Source organism: Streptomyces sp. NPDC046716 (assembly GCF_040645755.1).
Classification (GTDB): Bacteria; Actinomycetota; Actinomycetes; order Streptomycetales; family Streptomycetaceae; genus Streptomyces.
The window spans coordinates 1-23,009 of record NZ_JBEYYU010000014.1 but is presented as its reverse complement, the minus strand read 5'-3'; the positions used below and the strand labels follow the sequence as shown (position 1 = coordinate 23,009).

24 protein-coding genes are annotated in these 23,009 nt (G+C 69.7%); 8 read left to right on the top strand and 16 right to left on the bottom strand.

Annotation, left to right across the window (positions count from 1 at the left end):
* Positions 1 to 66: 66 nt before the first annotated feature.
* The 12 genes from ABZ930_RS13260 to ABZ930_RS13205 all read right to left on the bottom strand — a co-directional run bounded on the left by ABZ930_RS13260 (position 67) and on the right by ABZ930_RS13205 (position 10,160).
* Positions 67 to 606, bottom strand: a complete 540-nt coding sequence (locus ABZ930_RS13260) for a TetR family transcriptional regulator (RefSeq protein ID WP_361546132.1) — start codon at positions 604 to 606, stop codon at positions 67 to 69.
* The gene (locus ABZ930_RS13255; protein ID WP_361546129.1) at positions 606 to 926 is read right to left on the bottom strand and encodes a multidrug efflux SMR transporter; all 321 of its coding nucleotides are present in this window, start codon (positions 924 to 926) and stop codon (positions 606 to 608) included. The genes ABZ930_RS13260 and ABZ930_RS13255 overlap by 1 nt, the downstream gene beginning before the upstream one ends.
* Positions 927 to 977: 51 nt before the next feature.
* A complete protein-coding gene (locus ABZ930_RS13250) occupies positions 978 to 1,949 on the bottom strand; it encodes a sulfotransferase (RefSeq protein ID WP_361546126.1) in 972 nt (323 codons plus the stop codon).
* Positions 1,950 to 2,043: 94 nt separating this feature from the next.
* Entirely contained in the window at positions 2,044 to 3,369 is a 1,326-nt protein-coding gene (locus ABZ930_RS13245; protein ID WP_361546462.1) for a hypothetical protein, read from the bottom strand.
* A 220-nt stretch (positions 3,370 to 3,589) separates the two neighbouring features.
* A complete protein-coding gene (locus ABZ930_RS13240; protein ID WP_018533312.1) occupies positions 3,590 to 3,925 on the bottom strand; it encodes a metal-sulfur cluster assembly factor in 336 nt (111 codons plus the stop codon).
* Entirely contained in the window at positions 3,922 to 4,380 is a 459-nt protein-coding gene (gene sufU / locus ABZ930_RS13235) for a Fe-S cluster assembly sulfur transfer protein SufU (protein ID WP_351458557.1), read from the bottom strand. The genes ABZ930_RS13240 and sufU overlap by 4 nt, the downstream gene beginning before the upstream one ends.
* A 12-nt stretch (positions 4,381 to 4,392) precedes the next feature.
* Entirely contained in the window at positions 4,393 to 5,649 is a 1,257-nt protein-coding gene (locus tag ABZ930_RS13230) for a cysteine desulfurase (protein WP_361546122.1), read from the bottom strand.
* Complete coding sequence (gene sufC, locus ABZ930_RS13225; RefSeq protein WP_111666940.1) at positions 5,646 to 6,410, bottom strand: Fe-S cluster assembly ATPase SufC; 765 nt, start codon at positions 6,408 to 6,410, stop codon at positions 5,646 to 5,648. The genes ABZ930_RS13230 and sufC overlap by 4 nt, the downstream gene beginning before the upstream one ends.
* A gap of 7 nt (positions 6,411 to 6,417) precedes the next feature.
* The gene (locus tag ABZ930_RS13220; protein ID WP_111666939.1) at positions 6,418 to 6,747 is read right to left on the bottom strand and encodes a bifunctional 3-phenylpropionate/cinnamic acid dioxygenase ferredoxin subunit; all 330 of its coding nucleotides are present in this window, start codon (positions 6,745 to 6,747) and stop codon (positions 6,418 to 6,420) included.
* Positions 6,747 to 7,928, bottom strand: a complete 1,182-nt coding sequence (gene sufD / locus ABZ930_RS13215) for a Fe-S cluster assembly protein SufD (protein ID WP_361546117.1) — start codon at positions 7,926 to 7,928, stop codon at positions 6,747 to 6,749. Before sufD ends, ABZ930_RS13220 begins: the two co-directional genes overlap by 1 nt.
* 67 nt (positions 7,929 to 7,995) lie before the next feature.
* Entirely contained in the window at positions 7,996 to 9,420 is a 1,425-nt protein-coding gene (gene sufB / locus ABZ930_RS13210; RefSeq protein WP_111666937.1) for a Fe-S cluster assembly protein SufB, read from the bottom strand.
* A complete protein-coding gene (locus tag ABZ930_RS13205) occupies positions 9,417 to 10,160 on the bottom strand; it encodes a metalloregulator ArsR/SmtB family transcription factor (RefSeq protein ID WP_361546113.1) in 744 nt (247 codons plus the stop codon). Before ABZ930_RS13205 ends, sufB begins: the two co-directional genes overlap by 4 nt.
* A gap of 194 nt (positions 10,161 to 10,354) precedes the next feature.
* Here ABZ930_RS13205 and ABZ930_RS13200 point away from each other — a divergent pair, with 194 nt between their 5' ends.
* The 4 genes from ABZ930_RS13200 to ABZ930_RS13185 all read left to right on the top strand — a co-directional run bounded on the left by ABZ930_RS13200 (position 10,355) and on the right by ABZ930_RS13185 (position 14,073).
* The gene (locus ABZ930_RS13200; protein ID WP_361546110.1) at positions 10,355 to 11,146 is read left to right on the top strand and encodes an AAC(3) family N-acetyltransferase; all 792 of its coding nucleotides are present in this window, start codon (positions 10,355 to 10,357) and stop codon (positions 11,144 to 11,146) included.
* A 112-nt stretch (positions 11,147 to 11,258) separates the two neighbouring features.
* On the top strand, positions 11,259 to 12,185 hold the full coding sequence (locus ABZ930_RS13195) for an ABC transporter ATP-binding protein (protein WP_361546107.1): 927 nt from the start codon (positions 11,259 to 11,261) through the stop codon (positions 12,183 to 12,185).
* A complete protein-coding gene (locus tag ABZ930_RS13190; protein WP_361546104.1) occupies positions 12,182 to 12,949 on the top strand; it encodes an ABC transporter permease in 768 nt (255 codons plus the stop codon). Before ABZ930_RS13195 ends, ABZ930_RS13190 begins: the two co-directional genes overlap by 4 nt.
* Positions 12,950 to 13,077: 128 nt before the next feature.
* The gene (locus ABZ930_RS13185) at positions 13,078 to 14,073 is read left to right on the top strand and encodes a COX15/CtaA family protein (RefSeq protein ID WP_361546101.1); all 996 of its coding nucleotides are present in this window, start codon (positions 13,078 to 13,080) and stop codon (positions 14,071 to 14,073) included.
* Between the two features lie 10 nt (positions 14,074 to 14,083).
* Here the strand turns inward: ABZ930_RS13185 and ABZ930_RS13180 are convergent, their stop codons facing one another.
* Positions 14,084 to 14,911, bottom strand: a complete 828-nt coding sequence (locus ABZ930_RS13180; RefSeq protein ID WP_361546098.1) for an alpha/beta hydrolase — start codon at positions 14,909 to 14,911, stop codon at positions 14,084 to 14,086.
* 144 nt (positions 14,912 to 15,055) lie between these two features.
* Between ABZ930_RS13180 and ABZ930_RS13175 the strand changes: the two genes are divergently transcribed.
* A complete protein-coding gene (locus tag ABZ930_RS13175; protein WP_361546095.1) occupies positions 15,056 to 15,526 on the top strand; it encodes a helix-turn-helix domain-containing protein in 471 nt (156 codons plus the stop codon).
* Here ABZ930_RS13175 and ABZ930_RS13170 read toward each other — a convergent pair.
* The 3 genes from ABZ930_RS13170 to ABZ930_RS13160 form a co-directional block, all read right to left on the bottom strand.
* Complete coding sequence (locus ABZ930_RS13170; protein ID WP_361546092.1) at positions 15,507 to 16,631, bottom strand: amidohydrolase family protein; 1,125 nt, start codon at positions 16,629 to 16,631, stop codon at positions 15,507 to 15,509. The genes ABZ930_RS13175 and ABZ930_RS13170 overlap by 20 nt on opposite strands.
* A 114-nt stretch (positions 16,632 to 16,745) precedes the next feature.
* Positions 16,746 to 17,081 carry a hypothetical protein gene (locus ABZ930_RS13165; protein ID WP_351458587.1) on the bottom strand — a complete coding sequence of 112 codons (336 nt, stop codon included), beginning with the start codon at positions 17,079 to 17,081 and terminating at the stop codon, positions 16,746 to 16,748.
* 85 nt (positions 17,082 to 17,166) lie between these two features.
* Positions 17,167 to 18,081, bottom strand: coding sequence for a heme o synthase (locus ABZ930_RS13160; RefSeq protein WP_361546459.1), 915 nt, complete (start codon positions 18,079 to 18,081; stop codon positions 17,167 to 17,169).
* Between the two features lie 465 nt (positions 18,082 to 18,546).
* On the opposite strand from ABZ930_RS13160, the gene tkt reads away from it, so the two are divergent.
* From tkt to zwf, 3 genes are all read left to right on the top strand, one after another.
* Positions 18,547 to 20,634: a transketolase gene (tkt, locus tag ABZ930_RS13155; RefSeq protein ID WP_361546089.1), complete on the top strand. Its 2,088-nt coding sequence runs from the start codon at positions 18,547 to 18,549 to the stop codon at positions 20,632 to 20,634.
* A gap of 32 nt (positions 20,635 to 20,666) precedes the next feature.
* Entirely contained in the window at positions 20,667 to 21,785 is a 1,119-nt protein-coding gene (tal, locus tag ABZ930_RS13150; protein ID WP_361546086.1) for a transaldolase, read from the top strand.
* Between the two features lie 4 nt (positions 21,786 to 21,789).
* Positions 21,790 to 23,009, top strand: a 1,220-nt coding sequence (zwf, locus tag ABZ930_RS13145) for a glucose-6-phosphate dehydrogenase (protein ID WP_361546083.1), incomplete at its 3' end; no start/stop codon positions are given.

The window sequence follows — 23,009 nt, the reverse complement described above, 5'->3', positions numbered from 1 at the left end:
CCCGCTCGGCGTGTCAGCTGTTGTTCCCCGCAGCCCACAGGAGAGTTCACGCCGCACAGGAAATTCTCAGGGGATCAGCCGGGCCATCATCTCGCGGGCGTATCCGGGGTCGTACACGCCGTCCGTGAGCAGCACCTGGAGCGAGATGCCGTCGAGCAGCGCGACGAGCGCCCGCGCGGTGACGGGGTCGGTCCTTTCGGCCAGGACGTCGGCCAGTTCCGCGCACCAGGCGGCGGCGACGGGCCGCAGCGCGGGGCGGCGCAGGGCCGCGAGATACAGCTCATACTCCAGCTCGACGCCGACGCGCTCCCCGGCGAGCCACTCGCCGAGCAGTCCGGCCAGTTCGTCGGCGAGGTCGAGCGCCGGGTCCTGGAAGGCGCCGCGGGCGGCGACGACCTTGGCGAAGCCCTCGTTGGCCTGCCGCAGCGCGGCCACCATCAGTTCGTCGAGGGTCTTGAAGTGGTACGTGGTCGAGCCCAGCGGCACATCGGCCTCGGCGGCGACGGTGCGATGGCTCAGGCCCGCGATCCCCTTGGCCCCGACGACCCGGATCGCGGCGTCGATGATCCGCTGGCGCCGCTCGGGGTCGTAGCGCCGCGCCGCCATCAGTGCGCCCCGCCGAGGTTGAGCAGCACGACGCCGCCGATGACGAGCACGATGCCCGCGGCCTTCGCCAGGGTCAGCCCCTCGCCGAGGAAGACCATGCCGATCGCGGCGATGACGGCGGTGCCCGCGCCGGCCCAGATCGCGTACGCGGTGCCGACCTGCACGGTCTTCAGGGTCTGGGCGAGCAGCGCGAACGCGATCACGTATCCGGAGACGGTGATCAGCGAGGGCCAGAGCCGGCTGAAGCCCTCGCTGTACTTCATGGCCGTGGTGGCGGCCACTTCGGCGGCGATGGCGCCCGCCAGCAGAACGTATCCCATGTGTACGAGGGTACATATCGTTGCGTACGGGCGTACACAAAAGGGCCGGGTTCAGGCGGCCCGGAACCCGACTTCGTTGTGCTCGCGCATCCGCACCACCCGGTCCACGATCCGGCGCTTCGCGTACGCGGCGCGGCGCAGCCCGGCCACCTTCCGGTAGCGGACGAGTTCCGCCGGGTCGGGGCGCACGCTGCCGGCCGGGGAGTAGCCGTGGGCGGTGAGCCGGTCGCCGAGGACGGCGTCGCACAGCCGGATCTGATCGGGCGTCAGGCGGGTCTGCCAGGTGCCGGCCCGGGTCACGTCGAGCTCGCCCCGGGTGTGCGCGTGCCAGGTCTTGCGGGCCGGCACCGCCGCGCCCGCCATCCGGTACGGCTCGCTCATCGCGGGCGCGTACTCCTCGCCCAGGAAGCCGCAGATGCCGCGCAGGTGTGCCTCCGGATCGGCGACGAGGTCCTCGAAGCGCACCTCGTGCCAGCGCGTGCTCCCGAGTCCGGCGCGCCACTTGTCGGCTGCATCCATCACCTGCGCCCAGGTCGCGACGGCCTCGTGGAACCCGCTGTGCCACCACGGCATCCGCAGCAGCGACCCGGCGCAGTCCCGCCCGTCGCGCACGACGTGGACGAACTGCGCGTCGGGGAAGAGCCGCAGGATCTCCGGGACGTGCAGCGCGTACGCGGGCCGCTTGTCGCCCCAGCGCACCTTGCCGTGCTGCTCGGCGTAGGCCCGCAGCGCGATGCCGAGCGCCGAGCCGAGGGTGGGCGGCCCCTCGGTGATCTGCCGGACCACCCGCTCCTCGTCGAGGCCCAGCTCGAAGTAGCGGGACTCGTCGCGCCCGGTGATCCAGCGGGCGAGGGCGGCCCGGTGGGTGCGCTGCGCCAGGTCGCCGAAGGCGAGCCGCCGCCGGTAGGCGGGCAGCACGAAACGGGTCTCCGGCGGCAGCGCGATCCGCGGATGCGCGTGCAGCATCAGTTGCAGCAGGGTGGTGCCCGAACGGGGGCAGCCCACGACGAACAGGGGTCGCACGGGATCACAGACGCTCACCCGCTCACCGTCACGCGCGGCGCTGAGCGCGTCCTTGAAGCCGCCTGAGAATCCCGTACGAATCCCTGCCCGGTGCTTACGAAACCGTGAAGCGGACGGTCCGCGCCTTCTTCCACTCGTCGTGGGTGAGGTCCTTGGCCTCGGTGCCGTCGCCGTACAGGTCGGCGCTGCCGTTGTCCGTGATCAGCTGGGCGCTCTGGCCGGACGCCGTCAGATCGGGCACCGAGACGATGGCCTCCCAGCCGCCGGGGTCGGTGGTGGGCAGGTCGCGGACCTTCGTCGGCGCGTGACCGGCGACGCCGTCCCACTGGTACAGCGCGTAGGGGTCGGAGTTGTCGTCGGCGGCCCAGCTGCCCGCGACGATCAGGTACTGGTTCGCGGAGTTCTTGCGGATGTCGCGGATCGACAGGCCGCCCAGGTCCAGCTCGATGGGCGTGCCGAAGGCGGGGGACGAACCGCTCGCGACGACCTTGTCCATGTTGGTGACGGGCACGATGAGCGCCTTGCCGCCGGAGGCCGGCGGGACGAGCGGGGCGCGGAAGCCGACGTACGCGGTGGTCGTCGAGCCGGGCGCGAACTCCAGGCCCTCGACGTTGAACCCGTCGATCTGCTTGGGCGCCTGGCCGTCCGCGGTGGCGTCCTTGAAGCCGTAGCGGTCGTCGTTGTCCTCGTCCCAGTCGACGAGCTTGTCGCGCAGCTTCTTGTAGGAGTGCGCGTAGGTCAGCTCGGTGGCGGCGCCGGAGCCGCTGACGGTCGTGGTGAAGACGGTGTTGCGGTCGGCCTTGTACTCGCCGTCCTTGTTGTTGCCGAGCGAGCCGGTCCAGTAGATGAGGTTGCCGACGCGGGTGGCGCCCTCGATGTCGATCTCCTTGTCGGCGCCGACCTTGGAGGACATGTCCCAGGTCTTCACGGGCGCGCCGGAGACCGCGCCGTTGTAGAGCCGCAGCACGTTGGACTCGTCGTCGGCGACGACGACGTAGCCGCCGCCCGCGTCGACCGCGGCGGAGGCGTCGGACGAGCCCGTCAGGTACCGGGTGTCGGCCGGGCTCTGCACGGCCTTGGATGCCGCGTAGTGCAGCTTGGTGGTGGCCGTGGCGCCGCCGGTGCCGGTCACCTTCAGCGTCAGGTCGGTGTAGCCCTGGGCCCGCGCGGCGACGGACACGGTGCGGGTCGCGCCGGTGCCGCTGACGGTGACGTCACCGGTCTGCGCGACGGACGTCTTGCTGCTGGCCGACGCGGTCACGGTCAGGGCGGAGGCGTCGGTGCCGCTCTGGGCGACGGTCACACTGACGACCGGATCGCCGCTCGCGCCGACGGCGCCGGAGAGGTAGGCGGTCGACAGCTTGATCGTCGGCGTACTGGCGGCGCTGGCCGGGAAGTTGACGACGGCAACGGTGAGCAGTCCGCCCGCGGCGGCGACGGCCGCGCGGCGCGCGATCCGAGAGGTGTGCGGCACTGTGGTCCCTTCATCGACGTGATGCCGTCGGGAAGGCTCCGCTCCGTACCCCAACCCCCGGTGTCGATCATCCGTACGGCGTCGGAACAACTGGACCGGCAACAGCAAAGAGCCCCGGCCACAGGGGCCGGGACTCTTTGCCGAAGGGGTGTCTTCCGAGGGTGTCTCAGACGTTGAACCCGAGCGCGCGCAGCTGCTCTCGGCCGTCGTCCGTGATCTTGTCCGGGCCCCACGGCGGCATCCAGACCCAGTTGATCCGCAGCTCGTTGACGATGCCGTCGGTGGCGGACTTGGCCTGGTCCTCGATGACATCGGTCAGCGGGCACGCGGCCGACGTCAGCGTCATGTCGATCGTCGCGATGTTCGCGTCGTCGATGTGGATGCCGTAGATCAGGCCCAGGTTGACGACGTCGATGCCCAGCTCGGGGTCGACGACGTCGTAGAGCGCCTCGCGGACCTCCTCCTCGGAGGCCGGCTTCATCTCAACAGCGTTCTCGGTCATGCGGTCTTCGCCTCCTCCGCGAAAGCCTGGGCCGTCGCGTCCTTCCACGCCATCCAGCTCAACAGCGCGCACTTGACTCGGGCCGGGTACTTGGAGACGCCGGCGAACGCGATCGCGTCCTCCAGGATCTCCTCCATCGAGTCGTCCGGCTCGATCTGTCCCTTGGACTGCATCAGCTCCAGGAACGTCTCCTGGATCTTCCGCGCGTCCGCGAGCTCCTTGCCGACGAGCAGATCGTTCAGCACGGAGGCCGAGGCCTGGCTGATGGAGCAGCCCTGGCCCTCGTACGAGACGTCTTCGATCTTCTCGCCGTCGTACTTCACCCGGAGAGTGATCTCGTCACCGCACGTCGGGTTGACGTGGTGCACCTCGGCGTCGCCGTCCCGCAAGCCACGCCCGTGGGGGTGCTTGTAGTGGTCCAGGATGACTTCCTGGTACATGGAATCCAGCTTCACAGTCCCAGCCCTCTACCCGAAGAAGTTCCGTACGTGCTCCAGGCCGTCGACCAGCGCGTCGATCTCGCCGGGCGTGGAGTACAGATAGAACGACGCTCGCGTGGTCGCAGGAATTCCGTACCGCAGGCAGACGGGCCGCGCGCAGTGGTGGCCGACACGGACCGCGATGCCCTGCTCGTCGAGGACCTGGCCCACGTCGTGCGGGTGGATGTCGCCGAGCGTGAAGGAGATCGCGGCGCCCCGGTCCTCGGCCGTGGACGGGCCGATGATCTTGAGGTCGGGGACCTCCTGGAGCTTCTTCACCGCGTACTCGGTGAGCGCCTGCTCGTGCCGCAGGACGTTCTCCATGCCGATCGCGTTCAGGTAGTCGATCGCCGCCCCGAGGCCGATGGCCTGCGAGATCGGCGGCGTACCCGCCTCGAACTTGTGCGGCGCCGGAGCGTACGTCGACGAGTTCATCGACACGGTCTCGATCATCTCGCCGCCACCGAGGAACGGCGGCAGGTCCTCGAGCAGCTCCTGGCGGCCCCAGAGCACGCCGATGCCCGTCGGGCCGCACATCTTGTGGCCGGTGAAGGCCACGAAGTCGGCCTGGAGCGCCTGCACGTCGAGCGGCATGTGCGGGGCGGCCTGGGAGGCGTCGATCAGGACGAGCGCCCCGACCTCCTGGGCGCGGCGCACGATGGCCTCGACCGGGTTGTGCGTACCGAGGATGTTCGACACGAGGACGAACGAAACGATCTTCGTCTTCTCGGTGATGACCTCGTTGATGTTGCTCAGGTCGAGGCGGCCGTCGTCGGTCAGGCCGAACCACTTCAGCTTCGCGCCGGTGCGCTGCGAGAGCAGCTGCCACGGAACGATGTTGGAGTGGTGCTCCATCTCCGTGATGACGATCTCGGTCTCGTGGTCGACCTTGTACGGCTCGTCGGCCCAGCCGAGCATGTTGGCGACGAGGTTGAGCGACTCCGAGGCGTTCTTCGTGAAGATGACCTCGTCGCGGCTCGGCGCGTTGATGAACGACGCGACCTTGTCGCGCGCGCCCTCGTACAGCGCCGTGGCCTCCTCGGCCAGCACGTGCACGCCACGGTGGACGTTGGCGTTGTGCTGCTCGTAGTACTCGTTCAGGACGTCGAGCACCTGGCGCGGCGTCTGCGAGGTCGCCGCGTTGTCCAGGTACACGAGCTTCTTGCCGTCGTGGAGCACCCGGTCGAGGATCGGGAAGTCCTTGCGGATCGCCTCGGTGTCGAGGAGGCCCGGCAGCTGTGTCACGCGGATACGCCACCCTTCACGTACTTGTCGTAGCCCTCGGCCTCGAGCTGGTCGGCGAGCTCGGCACCGCCGGACTCGACGATGCGGCCGTTCGCGAACACGTGCACGAAGTCGGGCTTGATGTAGCGCAGGATGCGCGTGTAGTGCGTCACCAGGAGGGTGCCGACCTCGCCGTTCTCACGGACGCGGTTGATGCCCTCGGAGACGATGCGCAGCGCGTCGACGTCCAGGCCGGAGTCGGTCTCGTCGAGGATCGCGATCTTCGGCTTGAGCAGCTCCAGCTGGAGGATCTCGTGGCGCTTCTTCTCACCGCCGGAGAAGCCCTCGTTCACATTGCGCTCGGCGAAGGACGGGTCCATGGAGAGCTTCTCCATGGCCTCCTTGACCTCCTTCACCCAGGTGCGCAGCTTGGGGGCCTCGCCGCGCACGGCCGTGGCCGAGGTGCGCAGGAAGTTGGAGACGGAGACGCCGGGAACCTCGACCGGGTACTGCATGGCGAGGAAGAGGCCGGCGCGGGCGCGCTCGTCGACGGACATCTCCAGGACGTCCTCGCCGTCGAGCGTGACGGTGCCGGAGGTGATCGTGTACTTGGGGTGACCCGCCAGCGAGTAGGCGAGAGTCGACTTGCCGGAGCCGTTCGGGCCCATGATGGCGTGCGTCTCGCCCTGCTTCACGGTCAGGTCGACGCCCTTGAGGATCTCCTTCGTGGCGTTGTCCGCCTCGACGGTGACGTGCAGGTCCTTGATTTCAAGCGTTGCCATGGGTGCCTCAGGACTCCTGGGTGAGGGAGGCGCGTACGTCAACGAGGACGCTGCCCCCTTCGATCTGTACGGGGTAAACGGGGACGGGGCGCGTCGCGGGAAGGCCGGACGGCTTGCCGGTGCGGAGGTCGAACGCGGAGCCGTGCAGCCAGCACTCGATCTGGCAGTCCTCCACCTCGCCCTCGGAGAGCGAGACGTTCGCGTGCGAGCAGATGTCGTTGATCGCGAACACCTCGCCCTCGGTGCGGACGACCGAGACCGGCGTGCCGTCGAGTTCCACCCGCTTCGGGGTGTCCTCCTCCAGCTCGCTCAGGTCGCAGGCGCGTACGAAGGCCATCAGACGGTGGCCTCCAGCTCGGCCTCGATCTTCTCGAGGAGGCGCGCCTCGATGTCGGCGACGCCGATCTGCTGGACCAGCTCGGCGAAGAAGCCGCGCACGACGAGGCGGCGGGCCTCGTCCGCGGGGATGCCGCGGGCCATCAGGTAGAAGAGCTGCTCGTCGTCGAAGCGGCCGGTCGCGGAGGCGTGACCGGCGCCGACGATCTCGCCGGTCTCGATCTCCAGGTTCGGCACGGAGTCGACGCGGGCGCCGTCGGTCAGAACCAGGTTCCGGTTCATCTCGTACGTGTCCGTGCCCTCGGCGGCGGCCTCGATGAGGACGTCGCCGATCCACACGGCGTGCGCGTCGTCGCCCTGGAGCGCGCCCTTGTAGACGACGTTCGACTTGCAGTGCGGGGTGTTGTGGTCGACCAGGAGACGGTGCTCCTGGTGCTGGCCGGCGTCGGTGAAGTAGAGGCCGAAGAGCTCGGCCTCGCCGCCGGTGCCCGCGTAGTTGACGCGCGGGTTGAGGCGGACGACGTCACCGCCGAAGGTCACGACGACCGACTTGAAGGAGGCGTCGCGGCCGACGAGCGCGTTGTGCTGCGCCACGTGGACGGCCTTGTCGTCCCAGTCCTGGACGGAGACGACGGTGAGCTTCGCGCCGTCGCCGAGCAGGTAGTCGACGTTGGCGGCGAGCACCGCGTCACCGGTGTGGTCGATGACGACGACGGCCTCGGCGAAGGCGCCCAGCTCGATGACCTGGTGGCCGTAGGCGGTGCCGCCCTCGCCGTGCACGGCGATGCGGATCGGCTCGGTGAGCACCGTCTCCTTGGGCACGGAGACGACGGACGCCTTCTCGAAGGCCGAGTACGCCTGGGCGGCGACGCGGTCGACGGGCTTGCCGGCCTTGCCGATGCGGGCGTCGTCCCGGCCGACGGTCTCGACGGTGACGCCGGCCGGCGCCTCCACGTCGACCTTCACGCCGGTGCCGGTGGCGACGGCGGTGCCGTCGTGCAGGCCGCGCAGGCGCTCCAGCGGCGTGAACCGCCACTCCTCCTCACGGCCGTGCGGGACCGGGAAGTCCTGCACGTCGAAGGACGGGGGCGCGCTCATGCGCGTGGCGACGGTCGACTCGGCGGCGACCGCGACGGCGCCTGCGGTGGTCGACCCCGCAGGGATGTTCTGAGCCTCAGCCATGGCTGTCGTAGTGCTCGCTTTCATTGCGTACGTGAGTGGCTTGACGTCAGACGGCGGTCGGTGGGGACTAGCCCACCGAGCCCTCCATCTGGAGCTCGATCAGCCGGTTGAGCTCGAGGGCGTACTCCATGGGGAGCTCCTTGGCGATCGGCTCGACGAAGCCGCGCACGATCATCGCCATGGCCTCGAACTCGGAGAGACCGCGGCTCATCAGGTAGAAGAGCTGGTCCTCGGAGACCTTGGAGACGGTCGCCTCGTGGCCCATCGACACGTCGTCCTCGCGGACGTCGACGTACGGGTACGTGTCGGAACGGGAGATCGTGTCGACGAGCAGCGCGTCGCACAGCACGTTCGACTTCGATCCGGCGGCGCCCTCACCGATCTCGACAAGGCCGCGGTACGACGTACGACCGCCGCCGCGGGCCACCGACTTCGAGACGATGTTGGACGACGTGTTCGGCGCCATGTGGACCATCTTGGAGCCGGCGTCCTGGTGCTGGCCCTCGCCCGCGAAGGCGATGGACAGCGTCTCGCCCTTGGCGTGCTCGCCCATCAGGTAGACGGCCGGGTACTTCATGGTGACCTTGGAGCCGATGTTGCCGTCGATCCACTCCATGGTCGCGCCCTCGTACGCCACGGCGCGCTTGGTGACCAGGTTGTAGACGTTGTTCGACCAGTTCTGGATGGTCGTGTAGCGGCAGCGGGCGCCCTTCTTCACGATGATCTCGACGACCGCGGAGTGCAGCGAGTCGCTCTTGTAGATCGGCGCGGTGCAGCCCTCGACGTAGTGGACGTAGGCGTCCTCGTCGACGATGATCAGCGTCCGCTCGAACTGGCCCATGTTCTCCGTGTTGATACGGAAGTAGGCCTGGAGCGGGATCTCGACGTGCACGCCCTTCGGCACGTAGATGAAGGAGCCACCCGACCACACGGCGGTGTTCAGCGCGGCGAACTTGTTGTCGCCGGCCGGGATGACGGTGCCGAAGTACTCCTTGAAGAGCTCCGGGTGCTCCTTGAGGGCGGTGTCGGTGTCGAGGAAGATGACGCCCTGCTCCTCCAGGTCCTCGCGGATCTGGTGGTAGACGACCTCGGACTCGTACTGGGCCGCGACACCGGCGACGAGGCGCTGCTTCTCCGCCTCGGGGATGCCGAGCTTGTCGTACGTGTTCTTGATGTCCTCGGGCAGGTCCTCCCAGGACTCCGCCTGCTTCTCCGTGGAGCGCACGAAGTACTTGATGTTGTCGAAGTCGATGCCGGACAGGTCCGAGCCCCAGTTCGGCATGGGCTTCTTGCCGAAGAGCTTCAGGCCCTTGAGGCGGAGATTGGTCATCCACTCCGGCTCGGACTTCTTCGCGGAGATGTCCTTGACGACGTCTTCGTTGATACCGCGCTTGGCAGAGGCGCCGGCCGCGTCGGAGTCCGCCCAGCCGTATTCGTACTTGCCCAGGCCCTCGAGCTCAGGGTGGGCAGTCTCCTCGATGGGGAGAGTCATGCGGGGTTCCTCCCGGCCGTGCTTGCAGATGCGTTTTCGTGGTTCTTGGGGGTGTTCTTGGGGATGAACGTCGTGCAGACGCCGTCACCGTGGGCAATCGTGGCCAGCCGCTGCACATGGGTGCCGAGCAACTGGGAGAACATCTCCGTCTCCGCCTCGCACAGCTGCGGAAACTGTTCGGCCACGTGGGCCACGGGACAGTGATGCTGGCAGAGCTGCTCACCGACCGGTGCGCTACGCGCCGTAGCAGCGTACCCGTCCGCGCTCAAGGCCTTGGCCAGGGCGTGGGCCCGCTGATCGGGGTCCGCCGCGTCGATCGCGGCCTTGTACGGCGCGGCCTGCGCGGCGATCCGGGCGCGGGCGAAGGCGACCACCGCCTCGTCACCCCCGGCGGTCTCCCTGATCCAGCGGAGCGCTTCCGCGGCGAGCTTGTCGTAGGACTGGTCGAAGGCGTCCCGGCCGCAGTCGGTCAGCGCGAACACCTTGGCGGGGCGGCCACGGGTGCGGGCCCCGTAGACACGCTGCTCCCTGGGCTGCACGACGTCGTCGGCGACCAGGGCGTCGAGGTGGCGGCGGACGGCGGCCTGGGTCAGACCGAGACGTCCGGCCAGATCGGCGACGGTGGACGGGCCGTGGTCCAGGATGGAGCGCGCGACCCGGTTGCGCGTCGATCGCTCCCCGGTCGCGAACTCCTGCGGGGCCCCGATGGGGGCCTCCTGAGCCTCGCCGACGTTTTTCACAACGCCATTGTTGCGTAATTCCTCAGAACCTGACAAGCGGCGAGGTGATCGCCGCGCGGTGCGGTACATCACTTAGGCAGACCTAAGTAAGCACGTGGCGTGACCTGCGGAAACGATCTTTGATCGATCAAATCCGATACCGCGCCACAGAAATCCCCTGGCGCGCCAAGGGCCACTCACGGACACTGCCCTCCATGCCCGCACCTCAGCCGACCGGACCGCTCGTCACCCGCGCCTCCCTCGCCACGGATCTGCGCGCCCTCGGTGTCGAACCCGGCGAAACCCTCCTGGTGCACACCTCGCTCAGCAGCCTCGGCTGGGTCAACGGCGGCGCGGTCGCCGTCGTCCAGGCGCTGCTCGACGCCCTCGGCCCGGACGGCACCCTCGCGGTCCCCACGCAGACCGGCGACCTGTCCGATCCCGAAGGCTGGGGCGATCCGCCCATCCCCCGCGAATGGTGGGAGACGGTCCGCGCCACGATGCCCGGATACGACCCGGCGATCACCCCCAGCCGGGGTGTCGGAGTGCTCCCCGAGACGGTGCGCACCTGGCCCGGTGCCCTGCGCAGCGCCCACCCGCACACCTCCTTCGCGGCCCTGGGCCCGCGCGCGGCCCGGATCGTCGACGGCCACGCCCCCGACTGCCGGCTCGGCGAACGCAGCCCGCTGGCCCGTCTGGAGGAACTGGGCGCGCGCGTGCTCCTCCTCGGCGCCGGCTACGACGCCTGCACGAGCTTCCACCTCGCCGAGTACCGCATCCCGTTCCAGCTGGAGGACGCCGGCCGCCCGGGCCCCGCGGGCTGGCAACCGGTCCCCGAGGTGACGATCACCGCCGACCGCTTCGACGAACTCGGCGCGGACTTCGAACGCGACACCCCGGTCGTCCGGGGCCGGGTCGGCGCGGCCGACACCCGGCTGTTCCCCCTGGCCGACGCGGCGGCGTACGCCCAGAAGTGGCTGCCCACGCATCGACCGCACGCCGGCTAGCCGCACGCCCGCCCCGCCGCCCCCGCACCGGGAACGCCGTCCCGCCCTCGCCCGCTCGGCACCCCGCTCCCCACCGACCGCCCCTTCCGACCGGCTCCGTAGACTCGCCCGCATGAGTAACGACCCCGTCGTGGAGGCCGTCGGCCTCGTCAAGCGGTACGGCGGCAAGACCGCCGTCGACGGCCTCGACCTCACGGTCGGCGCAGGCCTCGTCACCGCGGTCCTCGGCCCCAACGGCGCGGGCAAGACCACCACCATCGAGACCTGCGAGGGCTACCGCAGGCCGGACTCCGGCACCGTCCGCGTCCTCGGCCTCGACCCGGTGCGGGACGCGGCGAAGCTGCGGCCGCGGATCGGCGTGATGCTCCAGTCCGGCGGCGTCTACTCGGGCGCCCGCGCCGACGAGATGCTCCGCCACATCGCGAAGCTGCACGCCCACCCGCTCGATGTGAACGCCCTCATCGAGCGCCTGGGCCTCGGCAGCTGCGGACGGACCACCTACCGCCGGCTCTCCGGCGGCCAGCAGCAGCGCCTGGCGCTCGCGATGGCCGTGGTCGGCCGCCCCGAACTGGTCTTCCTCGACGAGCCGACCGCCGGCCTCGACCCACAGGCGCGCCGCGCCACCTGGGACCTGGTCCGCGACCTGCGCGCCGACGGCGTCTCGGTGATCCTGACCACGCACTACATGGACGAGGCCGAGCAGCTCTCCGACGACGTCGCGATCGTGGACGCCGGCAAGGTCATCGCGCACGGCTCCCCGGAGCAGCTGTGCCGGGGCGGCGCCGAGAACACGCTGCGCTTCAGCGGCCGTCCGGCCCTCGACGTCGGCTCCCTGCTCAAGGCCCTGCCTCCCGACTCCGCGGCCGCCGAGCTGACCCCCGGCTCCTACCGCGTCAGCGGCACGGTCGACCCGCAGCTCCTGGCGACGGTCACCTCCTGGTGCGCCCAGCACGGTGTGATGCCCGACAAGATCTCCGTCGAGCGGCACACGCTCGAAGACGTATTCCTGGAACTGACCGGCAAGGAGCTGCGCGGATGAGCGCCGGTACGTACGCACCGAACCCCGGAGCCGCACCGCTCCCCCGCATGATCGCCGCGCAGGCCGTGCTCGAGACGAAGATGCTGCTGCGCAACGGCGAGCAACTTCTTCTGACGGTCGTCATCCCCACCCTCCTGCTCGTCCTGTTCTCCTCGGTCGACATCGTGGACACGGGCTCCGGCAAGGCGGTCGACTTCCTCGCCCCGGGCATCCTCGCCCTGGCCGTGATGTCCACGGCCTTCACCGGGCAGGCCATCGCGACGGGCTTCGAGCGCCGGTACGGCGTGCTCAAGCGGCTGGGCGCCTCTCCGCTGCCGCGCTGGGCGCTGATGGCCGCGAAGACGCTCTCCGTGCTGGTCACGGAGGTGCTGCAGGTCATCCTGCTGGCCGTGATCGCCCTCGCTCTCGGCTGGTCGCCGCACGGGAACCCGCTCGCCGTCGCGGCTCTCCTCGTCCTCGGCACGGCGGCCTTCTCCGGTCTCGGTCTGCTGATGGCCGGCACGCTCAAGGCGGAGGCCACGCTCGCCGCCGCCAACCTCGTCTTCCTGCTGCTGCTCGTCGGCGGCGGCGTCATCGTGCCGCTCGACAAGTTCCCCGACGCGGCCCAGTCCGTGCTCGGTCTCCTGCCCATCTCGGCGCTCTCCGACGGTCTGCGGGACGTGCTCCAGCACGGGGCGTCGATGCCCTGGGGCGACCTCGGCATCCTCGCCGTGTGGGCGGTCGTGGGGCTCGGCGCGGCGGGGCGGTTCTTCCGCTGGGAGTGACGCGGCAGGCGGCCGGTATCGCTCGGTGTGACCCGACATACCGCCAACGTGACGTAACTCCCGTCACAGATTCCGCAGTTACGTCCCCCTCGTGAAGCCGCGCACAAGCGGCCCCCTACGATGGGCCCGTGCCAAACCTGACCCGCGCCGACGCCGTACAGGCGGTGCGCAATCCGCTCGCCTTCATCGCCGACCGCTGGACCCCCACGCGGCGGACCGTCCAGCGGGCGGCGCTCTCCGCCGTCCTCATGACGGTGGTCATCGTCGTCACCGGCGGCGCGGTGCGCCTGACCGGATCGGGCCTCGGCTGCCCGACCTGGCCCAAGTGCACCGACCAGTCGCTGACCGCGACGAGTGAGATGGGCTTCCACGGAGCCATCGAGTTCGGCAACCGCATGCTCACCTATGTGCTGTGCGCCGCGGTCGGCTGGGCGATCATCGCCGCCCGCTCGCAGAAGCCGTGGCGCCGGTCGCTGACCCGGCTCGGCTGGACGCAGTTCTGGGTCGTCATGGGCAATGCGGTGCTGGGCGGCATCGTCGTCCTGGTCGGCCTCAACCCGTACACGGTCGCGGCCCACTTCGTGCTGACGACCGCGCTGCTCACGGTGGCCGTGCTGATGTGGCAGCGCACCCGTGAGGGTGACGCGGAGCCCCGTCCGCTGGTCGGTCAGGCCATCAAGCAGCTGGTCTGGTTCCTGGTCCTGGCGGCCGCCCTGCTCATCCTCGTCGGCACCGTGGTGACCGGTGCGGGTCCGCACGCCGGTGACTCCAGCGACGTCCCGCGGATGCCGCTGGACTGGGAGATGGTCAGCAAGCTGCACGCGGTGCTGGCCTGGATCGTGGTGACGCTGACCTTCGCCCTGTGGTTCGTCCTCAAGGCCGTCGACGCCCCCAAGGGACCGCTGAACCGTACCCGCGATCTGTTCCTGATCCTTCTGGCCCAGGGCGTCATCGGCTACGTCCAGTACTTCACCGACCTTCCCGAGGTGCTGGTCGCCCTGCACATGCTGGGCTCGGCGCTGGTCTGGATCGGGGTGCTGCGGGTGGTCCTGTCGCTGCGCGAGCGCCCGGAGAACACGGCGGGTGTACCGGCTCAGGCGGGCTCGGAGCTGTCGGCGGTCTGAGAACCGCCGCTCACCTTCCATCGGGGACTCCGTCGAGGACTTCCGTGAGGCGGGCCGCGTAGGCGCGCGGGTGTGTCGTGTTCCCGTTGTGCCCGCCGGGGAACTCCTCGGCGGCGACCCCTCGTATGCGGGCCAGCTCCAGGGCGCACTGCCGGTCGAAGACCTCGGGACGCGTGGACCGGCCGACCGCCGGCACGATCCGCACCTCGCAGCGGGTGAGCAGGTCGACGTCCAGCTCCGCCTGGACGACCGCGGTGAACTCCCGCTCGATGAAGAATCCGAAGTTCGCCTCGCGCTGCGGGGTGAGCGGCATCGGAGTGAGGTGCGGCTCGGCCTCCTGGCGCACAGGATCGATACCGAGCACGCGTGCCATCTCCGGGAAGGTCGCCACCAGGCCCCGCTCCCGGTGGAGCCGTTGCAGCGCGAGCAGCTCCCGCACGTGCCCGGGCCTGCTGTCGGCGGGCAGCAGGGCGGGTGACACGGGCTCGTGCGCGACGAGAGTGGCCAACTGCTCCGGATGGCGGAGCGCCAGGTGCAGCCCGATGGAGGCGCCCATGCTGCAGCCCAGCATCAGCGCGGGCCGGTCGGTCAGCTCGGCCAGCAGCCGGTGCACGTCGTCGGCGTGCTGGGTCAGGCGGACGCCCCTTTCCGGCGCCGCGCGTTCGCTGCGGGACAGGCCCCTGCGGTCGTACGTCACCACGGTGTAGCGGTCGACGAGGCGGTCGACCAGATCGACGCTGCGGCCGGCGTCCCCCTCTCCGCTCTGCGCGATGAGCAGCAGCGGGCCGCTCCCCCGGACCTCGTAGTACAGCGTGGCGCCGTCGACGGTGAGCAACATCGGATCCCCCAGGTGACGTCCGCCGGTCGGCCTGTTCGCCGCCGTGCACCTTCACCGTACTCCATCTATTTCGATGCATCAAGATAGATTCATCTGCGTCGATTCATCTATACCGATCCATCTGAATCGATGTAATATCTCGGCATGAGCCTGTCCCTCAGCCCCGTCGAACTGTTCCTGCTCGGCCGCACGCTGATGAAGATCGGCGAGGAGGCGCTGCCCGAGCCCGCTCTCGGCGCGGGCCCGTTCCGCGGTGGCACCCGGGCGGTCCTGGTCGTGCTCAGCGACGTCTACGCCCACGACAACACGTCGGTCGGCGCCATCGCCTCCCGCACCGGCCTCCCCCAGAGCCAGGTCTCCGGCGCCGTCGCCCGGCTCAAGGAGACCGGATCCGTCGTGACGGCACCCGACCCCGACGACGGCAGGCGTCAGCTGATCCGACAGGCCGCCGAGGCGTCGGGGCGCGTCGCCGAGGTGCACGCCGCCGGGATCGACGGGGCGCTGGCCGCAGCGCTCGGCACCGACGACCCGGACCGGCTGCGCGAGGTCGGCGACGCGCTGGCCGTGCTGGCCCGCCACCTCACTCCGGAGTCGGTCAGCCGCCTGCGTCCGTAGGGCCGAGTCCGTACACCCGCTGCGCCGTCCCCGACGCGATCATCCCGGCGACCCGCTGCGCGTCGTGCAGCGACCACGCCCCGTCGGCCACCCAGCCGCCGAGCACCCGCCCGAGCGCCTCACGGAAGAGCCGGGCGCCGACCACGTGCAGTTCGGGCAGTCCACTCGCGCCGGTGGAGAAGAGGAGCTTGCCGAAGGGCGCGAGTTCCAGGATCTCCGCCAGAACCGCTCCGGCCCGCGCTCCGGTACGCGCGAGGGCGGGGCCGAGGTCCGCGTAGACATGCGGGAAGATCCCCGCCAGGTGGGCGGCGTGCCGGTGGTAGGGGTAGCCGTGCAGCAGCACGAGGTCGGTGCCGAGCCCCGCCGTCGCCCGGGCGAAGTCGGCGAGCAGCACCGGGTCCGTGCGGTCGATGCGCAGTCCGGGTTCGCCGAGTCCGGCGTGGAGCTGGAGCGGCCGGCCGGAGGCGACCGCGATCCACAGCAGATGGCGCAGCAGGACGGGATCGGTCACCGGCCCGCCCACCGTGCGGTCCGCCAGCCAGCGCCCGGCAGCCCCGCGCACCTCGCCGGGCCCCGGCGGCTGCGGTGCGAGCGCGAGGCCGTGCCGCACCCCGGCGACCGAGGTGAACGCGACGGCGCCGACGGCCGCGGCGTGCACGGACTCGGCGAGGTTCGCGAGGAAGGACTCGACGGTGCCGGAGGTGTCCGCGACCTGTTCGGCCAGTAATTCGAGGCGGACGATCTCGTGGGTCTCGGCCTCCGCGGCCGACGCCATCTCGGTCGGGCCCGTCAGATCGTCGGGCAGCCCCGTGTCCATGAGGTACGTGGTGATGCCGCTGCCGCGCAGCAGCCGCCGCCCCGCTTCCAGGACGCCGAGTTCGCGGCGTCTGGCCAGATAGCGGGCGGGCGGGCAGTGGGGCTCCAGACCGAGCAGGGGCGGGCACCAGCGGCGTACCGCGAATCCGGTCTGGGTGTCGAAGAACGTGGTGCCGGGCGCGGGCGGCCCCTCGCCCCGGCCGAGATGGGCCTCGAACGTGCCGAGGCCCAGCTCCGTACGCAGCACCCCGTGGCAGTACTGGTCCACGAGGGACGGCGTTTCGATCATCCGGGGCTCCCCGTATATGGACCGTGCTCCTACAGTCCTAACGGGTGACAGGGCGCCTGGTGTTGCTCAACCTCGGGTCGCACACCTGCACCCATCGCCGCCCAAAAGCCCGGGTCAGCCGCCGAGCTGAATGCCCGCCATGCGCTTCCACTCGTACGGGCCGGTCTCGACCTTGGCCGCGAAGTCGCCGTCGAAGTCCTCGTGGAGGGTGATCCCGGCCTTCTCGACGGCCTTCTGGGCGATCTCGTACGTCCGCGCGACCAGGTCGCCCCAGCCGCCGTCCTCGCCGACGAGAACGATGCGGGTCCCGCGCTCGCCGATGTACGCGAGCTGCCCCTCGGCGCCGCCGTGGGCCTTGGCGAACACGCCGATCTGCCGGGCCAGCTTGGCCGCCCGACGCTCGTCCTTCGCCGCCCGACCGGGTGCCTCAACCTCTTGAGTCTCTGCCATGGACAGGATGCTACCGACGAGTAGGGAAACAAGCGATGGGTGGGGTGCGTGGCCTGGGCCACGCACCCCACCCATCGAACGAGCGTCAGCGCAGGAACGGGTCCACGGCCACCGCGACGAACAGCAGCGACACATAGGTGATGGACCAGTGGAACAGCCGCATCTCCTTGAGCTTGCCGCCCGTGACCTCGGCCTTGGCGCGGTTCTGCAGACCGTGCGCCTCCCACAGCCAGAAGCCGCCCGCGAGCAGCGCGACCACGGTGTAGAACCAGCCGGTGTAGCCGAGCGGCGTGAGCAGCAGCGAGACCGCGACCATCACCCAGCTGTAGATGACGATCTGCTTCGCCACCACCTTGTTGGAGGCGATGACCGGGAGCATCGGCACGCCCACGCGCGCGTAGTCGTCCTTCACCTTCATGGACAGCGGCCAGTAGTGCGGCGGCGTCCAGAAGAACATCACCAGGAAGAGGATGACCGGCGCCCACGACATCGAGTCGGTCACCGAGGACCAGCCGATGAGGACGGGCAGGCAGCCGGCGATGCCGCCCCACACGATGTTCTGCGAGGTCCGCCGCTTCAGGATCATCGTGTAGACGACCACATAGAAGAGGAGGGCACCGAGCGACAGCCAGGCCGACAGCCAGTTGACGGCGAAACCGAACAGCAGTGTGGAGATCACCGCGAGGGAGATGCCGAAGACAAGGCACTCGTTCGGGCTCACCATTCCGGTGACCAGTGGCCGCTGCGACGTGCGCTCCATGAGAGCGTCGATGTCGCGGTCGTACCACATGTTCAGCGCGTTCGCGCCGCCCGCCGACAGGTAGCCGCCGAGGCAGGTGACGAGCACCAGCTTCAGGTTCGGCACACCCTGCTCGGCGAGGAACATCACCGGAACCGTGGTGATGAGCAGCAGCTCGATGATCCGCGGCTTGGTCAGCGCCACGAACGCCTTGACTCGGGCCCCGAACGGCCGCTGGCTCCGGTTGCTGCTGCTCGTCAGCGCTCCCGCTGGACGGGATTCGACGGCCGTCACGCACACCCCTGACAGAGACTCCAGCGAGCCGCCGAAGAAGACCACTTGATGTGAAGTCCCGGTAAAGGCCCGCGCGTACCACGCCACTGTAGACGTTGCCTATACCTCGCCCTTCGTGGGGGTGGGGTCGTGTTGGGCAGCATGCCGCGAAGGACGCAACGCGCAGGCCCGGGCTCCACGCGCTGTCCGTTTCGCCCAGGTCCGCGGGGGCACTCCAGATGAGCCCTCACGCCCCCGGATGAGCCCGCAGATGAGCGGGTCCGTATTCACGTGAAGAACGGCCCCGATCCCTGTCAGGAGGCGGATTCAGCGGAGTCCCGGCAGTCTGGAACGAGTCGAAAAAATGCACGTTCCCGCAAGGGTAGGCTCGACAACGGCCGGTGAGACCGACATCACCGGCATTAGCCATGTGGAGAGGAGCCCTGACTCAGGGTGAGTACCAAGCCGACCACCACAGACCTCGAGTGGACCGATGTGGACCAGCGGGCCGTGGACACCGCCCGGGTCCTGGCCGCCGATGCCGTACAGAAGGTCGGTAACGGCCATCCCGGTACGGCGATGAGCCTGGCCCCGGTCGCGTACACCCTCTTCCAGAAGGTGATGCGACACGACCCGGCGGACGCCGACTGGGTCGGGCGCGACCGTTTCGTGCTGTCCGCGGGCCACTCGTCCCTGACGCTCTACATCCAGCTCTACCTGGCCGGTTTCGGCCTGGAGCTGGACGACCTGAAGGCGTTCCGCACCTGGGGCTCCAAGACCCCCGGGCACCCGGAGTACGGCCACACCACCGGCGTGGAGACCACTACCGGCCCGCTGGGCCAGGGCGTCGCCAACGCGGTGGGCATGGCGATGGCCTCCCGCTACGAGCGCGGCCTGTTCGACCCGGAGGCCGCCGCCGGCACCTCCCCGTTCGACCACTTCATCTACGCCATCGCCGGTGACGGCTGCCTTCAGGAGGGCATCTCCTCCGAGGCGTCGTCGATGGCCGGGCACCAGAAGCTCGGCAACCTGATCCTGCTGTGGGACGACAACCACATCTCGATCGAGGGCGACACCGAGACCGCGGTCTCCGAGGACACCTGCAAGCGCTACGAGGCGTACGGCTGGCACGTCCAGCGCGTGGCCCCGAAGCCGGACGGCGACCTGGACCACGAGGCGATCTACAACGCCATCGAGGCGGCCCAGAAGGTCACGGACAAGCCGTCCTTCATCGCCATGCGCTCGATCATCGCCTGGCCCGCCCCGAACGCGCAGAACACCGAGGCCGCCCACGGCTCGGCGCTCGGCGACGACGAGGTGGCCGCCACCAAGCGCGTCCTCGGCTTCGACCCGGAGAAGTCCTTCGACGTCTCCGACGAGGTCATCGGGCACACCCGCAAGGCCCTCGACCGCGGCGCCGACGCCAAGGCCGAGTGGGAGAAGTCGTTCCAGGAGTGGCGCACCGCCAACCCGGAGCGCGCCGCCGAGTTCGACCGCATCAACGCGGGCGAGCTGCCGGCCGGCTGGGAGAAGAGCATCCCGGTCTTCGAGACGGGCAAGGCCGTCGCCACGCGCGCGGCGTCCGGCAAGGTCCTCCAGGCCCTCGGCCCGGTCGTCCCCGAGCTGTGGGGCGGCTCCGCCGACCTCGCGGGCTCGAACAACACGACGATCGACAAGACGTCGTCCTTCCTCCCCGCGGGCAACCCGCTGCCGGAGGCGGACCCGTACGGCCGCACGATCCACTTCGGCATCCGCGAGCACTCCATGGCCGCGGAGATGAACGGCATCGCGCTGCACGGCCACACCCGCATCTACGGCGGCACCTTCCTGGTGTTCTCCGACTACATGCGCAACGCCGTCCGGCTGTCGGCCCTCATGCACCTGCCCGTCACGTACGTGTGGACGCACGACTCCGTCGGCCTCGGCGAGGACGGCCCGACGCACCAGCCGGTCGAGCACCTGGCCTCGCTGCGGGCGATCCCCGGGCTGCACGTGGTCCGTCCCGCGGACGCCAACGAGACGGCCATCGCCTGGCGCGAGATCCTCAAGCGCGGCAAGAAGGACTACGGCAAGAGCGCCCCGCACGGCCTGTCGCTGACCCGTCAGGGCGTGCCGACGTACGAGCCGAACGAGGACACCGTCAAGGGCGGCTACGTGCTCGTCGAGGCGTCCAAGGCGACGCCGGACCTGATCCTGATCGCCACCGGTTCCGAGGTGCAGCTGGCCGTCGAGGCCCGCGAGCAGTTGGAGTCCGAGGGTGTCGCCACGCGCGTGGTGTCGATGCCGTGCGTCGAGTGGTTCGAGGAGCAGGACCAGGGGTACCGGGACAGCGTCCTGCCGCCGTCCGTCAAGGCGCGTGTCTCCGTCGAGGCCGGCATCGGTCTGACCTGGCATAAGTACGTCGGGGACGCCGGCCGCACTGTTTCGCTGGAGCACTTCGGCGCTTCGGCCGACGGCAAGGTCCTCTTCCGCGAGTTCGGCTTCACTGCCGAGAACGTGGCCGCCAAGGCGCGGGAATCCCTCGCCGCGGCGCAGCGCTGACGCCCGTACACGACTTAGGAGATGCAATTTCCATGACAGACGCACTGAAGCGCCTCTCCGAGGAGGGCGTGGCGATCTGGCTGGACGACCTGTCGCGCAAGCGGATCACGTCCGGCAACCTCGCCGAACTGATCGACCAGCAGCACGTCGTGGGCGTCACCACCAACCCGTCGATCTTCCAGAAGGCGATCTCCGAGGGCGACGGCTACGACCAGCAGCTCGCCGACCTCGCGGCCCGCAAGGTGACCGTCGAGGAGGCGATCCGCATGATCACGACGGCGGACGTCCGCGACGCCGCCGACATCCTGCGCCCGGTCTTCGACGCGACCGGCGGCCAGGACGGCCGGGTCTCCATCGAGGTCGACCCGCGCCTGGCGCACAACACGAAGGCCACCGTCGCCGAGGCCAAGCAGCTGGCGTGGCTGGTGGACCGCCCGAACACGCTCATCAAGATCCCTGCGACGAAGGCCGGCCTGCCGGCCATCACCGAGGTCATCGGCAAGGGCATCAGCGTCAACGTCACGCTGATCTTCTCGCTCGAGCGCTACCGGGAGGTCATGGACGCCTACCTGGCCGGTCTGGAGAAGGCCAAGGCCGCGGGCCTGGACCTGTCCAAGATCCACTCGGTGGCGTCCTTCTTCGTGTCCCGCGTGGACACCGAGATCGACAAGCGGATCGACGCCCTGGGCTCCGACGAGGCGAAGGCCGCGCGCGGCAAGGCCGGTCTGGCCAACGCGCGTCTGGCGTACGAGGCCTTCGAGGAGGTGTTCAGCGGTGACCGCTGGGCCGCCCTCGACAAGGCGCAGGCCAACAAGCAGCGTCCGCTGTGGGCCTCGACCGGCGTGAAGGACAAGGCGTACAAGGACACCCTGTACGTCGACGACCTGGTCGCCCCGGGCACGGTGAACACCATGCCGGAGGCCACGCTGGAGGCCGCGGCCGACCACGGCCAGATCTCCGGGAACACCATCGCGGGCACGTACGCCACGTCCCGCCAGGAGATCGAGGCCGTCGAGAAGCTCGGCATCTCGTACGACGAGGTCGTCCAGCTCCTCGAGGACGAGGGCGTCGAGAAGTTCGAGGGCGCCTGGACCGACCTGCTCAAGTCGACCGAGGCGGAGCTCAAGCGCCTCGCCCCTTCGGAGGGCTGATCCCTTGACCGCACACGGAGCGAACAGCAATCCGCTCCGTGACGCCGCAGACCGACGGCTCCCGCGCATCGCGGGGCCGTCGGGTCTGGTGATCTTCGGCGTTACGGGTGATTTGTCACGTAAAAAGCTGATGCCTGCCGTTTATGACCTCGCCAACCGGGGTCTGCTCCCCCCGGGCTTCTCGCTGATCGGGTTCGCCCGCCGCGAGTGGCAGGACGAGGACTTCGCGCAGGAAGTGCACGACGCGGTCAAGCAGCACGCCCGGACGCCGTTCCGCGAAGAGGTCTGGCAGCAGCTCATCCAGGGCATGCGCTTCGTCCAGGGCAACTTCGACGACGACGACGCCTTCGAGAACCTCAAGGCGACGATCAACGACCTCGACAAGTCGCAGGGCACGGGCGGGAACTTCGCGTTCTACCTCTCCGTACCCCCCAAGTTCTTCCCGCAGGTCGTGCAGCAGCTCAAGAAGCACGGCCTCGCGGACGCGCCCGAGGGCTCGTGGCGACGGGCCGTCATCGAGAAGCCGTTCGGCCACGACCTCGCCAGCGCCCAGGACCTGAACGCGATCGTGCACGAGGTGTTCGACCCGGACCAGGTGTTCCGGATCGACCACTACCTCGGCAAGGAGACCGTCCAGAACATCCTGGCGCTGCGCTTCGCCAACCAGATGTTCGAGCCGATCTGGAACCGGTCGTACGTGGACCACGTGCAGATCACCATGGCCGAGGACATCGGCATCGGTGGTCGCGCGGGTTACTACGACGGCATCGGCGCCGCCCGCGACGTCATCCAGAACCACCTGCTCCAGCTGATGGCGCTGACCGCGATGGAGGAGCCCGCCTCCTTCGACGCGGACGCGCTCGTCGCCGAGAAGGCCAAGGTGCTCGGCGCCGTCCGGCTGCCCAAGGACCTGGGCCGGGACACGGTGCGCGGCCAGTACGCGGCCGGGTGGCAGGGCGGCGAGAAGGCCGTCGGCTATCTCCAGGAAGACGGCATCGACGCCAAGTCGAAGACCGACACCTACGCGGCCGTGAAGCTGGAGGTGGACAACCGCAGATGGGCGGGCGTGCCCTTCTACCTGCGCACCGGCAAGCGGCTCGGCCGCCGCGTCACCGAGATCGCCGTCGTGTTCCAGCGCGCCCCGCACTCCCCCTTCGACCACACGGCGACGGAGGAGCTGGGGCAGAACGCGATCGTGATCCGCGTCCAGCCGGACGAGGGCAT